This window comes from Candidatus Cloacimonadota bacterium (genome assembly GCA_011372345.1).
In the GTDB taxonomy this organism is placed as follows: Bacteria; Cloacimonadota; Cloacimonadia; order Cloacimonadales; family TCS61; genus DRTC01.
Map to the genome: position 1 here is coordinate 1 of DRTC01000412.1, position 3,051 is coordinate 3,051.

General features: G+C 35.2%; 3 protein-coding genes. All 3 read left to right on the forward strand.

All coding sequences use genetic code 11. From position 1 onward, the window contains the following. The first annotated feature begins 588 nt into the window (after positions 1-588). Positions 589-1,209 (forward strand): DUF47 family protein, encoded by a 621-nt coding sequence (locus tag ENL20_08045; GenBank protein ID HHE38510.1) that lies wholly within the window; start codon positions 589-591, stop codon positions 1,207-1,209. Positions 1,210-1,233: 24 nt separating this feature from the next. Next, positions 1,234-2,286, forward strand: coding sequence for an inorganic phosphate transporter (locus ENL20_08050; GenBank protein HHE38511.1), 1,053 nt, complete (start codon positions 1,234-1,236; stop codon positions 2,284-2,286). A 70-nt stretch (positions 2,287-2,356) separates the two neighbouring features. Further along, the coding region (locus ENL20_08055; GenBank protein HHE38512.1) for a lamin tail domain-containing protein at positions 2,357-3,051 on the forward strand (695 nt) is incomplete at its 3' end.

Consider the following 3,051-nt stretch of genomic DNA (forward strand, 5'->3'; position numbering starts at 1 on the left):
ATTCGATGTTATGTTAAGTTCTTAAACTCTATAAAGTTATGACTATTTAAAGCAAGAATACTTATTTTCACAAAAAAACTGTTGAAATTGTAAAAGATTGGTGTTTTAGGATTGAAATCCACTAGTTTATCAGTTAAAAGCCGGACAAGGTATCCAATAAGAAATATTTAATTAAGAATAAACATTTCCCACTTCAATTTCAGAGGGTAACTTATTAAAAAGAATCAAGATAGAATTTGCATTGATTGACTTCGATGAGATTATCGTTTTAAATTGAAAATCAACAGAAACTCTGTAACGAAAAAAAATATGAATAGCCACGAGATTTATCTCGTGGGCAAAGTAAATAAATATATTTTCCCGAAAATATTGACAAACAAATAGGGCTTAAAGGAAAAGTAACTACACTCGGAGTAGATGAAAAAGTTGATAAATTTGCTTCGAATCTGAGATTGGAGGAAATTCAGTAATTAACAATTTGTGAAATAGGAGTCTTATGTGGTTTACTGTATGTTCAGTTAATTCAGAAGACCGATTAAAGAGAGGAGAAAAAAGGTGAGTAATTTTTTTTCAAGCAGATCAAAGGAAATGCAAACCGAAATAGACAACTATCTCGATAATGTTGAAAATGCAGCCTTGATTTTTTTTGAAGGTGTTAAAAATTATATTGCAGGAAAAATCGAAAGATTTGAGAAGCATTATCAGAAAATTACGGAAATAGAAACAGAAGCTGACAGGCTTCGCAGAGATATCAAGAAAAAACTCTATACATTTATGTTGATCCCTGAATCCAGAGGTGATGTTCTTGGTCTGATCGAAAATATCGATGATGTCGTAGATATCGCCCAAAAAGTATTAACCCAACTCTCAATAGAAACTCCCAAAATTCCTGATTTTCTCAAGGCTGATTTCCATGATCTTGCCGAATTATCATCCAAATCTGTGGAAGAACTTGTTAAAGCTGCCCGTGCCTTTTTCACAGAGATAAAGCTGGTCAGCAATTATATTAACAAGGTTCATTTTTATGAACATGAAGCAGATCAATTAGAAGAACAAATGAAACGAAAAATTTTCCGGACTACCGAGATAAAAAGTTTCAGCAAAAGAGTTCATCTCAGATATTTTGTGGAAAAAATAGTTCTATGTTCTGATGCTGCCGAATCTGTCGCAGAAAGATTAGCTGTCTATACCATTAAAAGACGAATATAAGTAATAATTTTCATCAGGAAAACAATGATAACCATTTTATTTTTTTTATCGAGCGGATTGTTTTTGGGATGGTCACTCGGCGCAAATGATGCTGCCAATATTTTTGGAACTGCAGTCGGCACCAAAATGATAAAGTTCCGGACTGCTGCTACAATCTGCAGTATTTTTTTAATATTAGGAGCTGTGGTCAGTGGAGCTGGAGCTTCTCATACACTTGGTAAACTGGGTGCTATAGATAAACTGGCTGGAGCATTTATTGTGGCTCTTGCTGCCGGACTAACCGTATTATGGATGTCAAAATCCGGTTTACCTGTTTCTACATCTCAAGCTATTGTGGGTGCTATAATTGGCTGGAATTTCTTCTCTAAAACAGCTACGGATATTAATGCTCTGACAAAAATATTGGGAACTTGGATTTTCTCACCAATTCTCTCTGCTTTGTTCGCTTTTTTGTTGTTTAAACTGGTCAAGTATATTGTTGAAAATTCAAAGATCCATTTGATAAGATTAGATTCTATAACCAGGAAAGGATTGATCGTTGCCGGCGCTTTTGGTGCTTTTAGTCTGGGAGCAAACAATATTGGGAATGTGATGGGTGTTTTTATAAATTCATCTCCTTTTCATGATTTTCAAATCGGAAATCTGATTTCCTTTACGAGTGTCCATCAACTATTTCTTTTGGGTGGAATTGCTATTGCGATCGGTGTTTTTACTTATTCAAAAAGAGTAATGATGACCGTTGGTTCAAGCATTTTCAAATTGTCTCCTATTTCAGCTTTGATCGTTGTTCTGGCAAGTTCGATCGTCCTCTTCCTTTTTGCTTCCAAAGGACTGGAAAACTGGTTAATTGCGCATCATCTTCCTGCCTTTCCTTTAGTTCCGGTTTCAAGTTCACAATCTGTAGTTGGTTCGATACTTGGTATCAGTCTTGCCAAAGGTGGAAGAAATATTAATTTCTCGATATTAGGAAAAATCAGCATCGGTTGGATCGTAACACCTCTTGCATCTGCTGTAATTGCCTACATTGCTTTATTTTTTATGCAGAATGTCTTTATGCAGGATGTGTTTGTTCATTGATAATTTTTAAAATTGCTATCCGGTAGTTATTGATAGAAAGTTTAATGCAAACAAAAAAGGAGTACTTGATATGAAATATTTAATAATTTTGGTCATTTTTATATCTTCCCTTTTTCTGCCTGCTCAAAACATTTTCATCAATGAATTTATGGCAGATAATGAGTCAACCATTGAAGATCCTGACGAACCCGGAATTTATGAAGATTGGATCGAACTATATAATGAAGGAACATTTGAGGTTGATCTGGAAGGGTTTTATCTGACTGATGATCTTGATGAACTGACAAAATGGCAAATACCGGAAAATATCACAATTAGCTCTCATGGATTCCTTCTCTTCTGGGCTGATAATGATGAAGACCAGGGAAATTTTCACACAAATTTTAAATTATCTGCTAACGGAGAAGATATCGCCATTATTCATCCTGATGGAGAAACGATCCTTGATTCTTATACTTTTGGAGAACAGGCAACCGATATTTCCGAAGGTAGATTTCCCGATGGTAACTCAAACTGGGAGTTCATGCCTGATCCAACTCCTGGTTATGCCAACATTTCGAGTAATTTACCTCCTGAAATCGATGACTTTAATCAAATTCCACTGGCTCCATCATCCCAGACCAATGTCAATGTTACTGCGCATATTACTGACGATGAAACGATCGCAACTGCTTTTATTAAATATGATACCGGTACAGGAAATCAGAATATCACTATGTATGATGATGGACAACACGGAGACTCAGGAGCAAATGATAATATTTA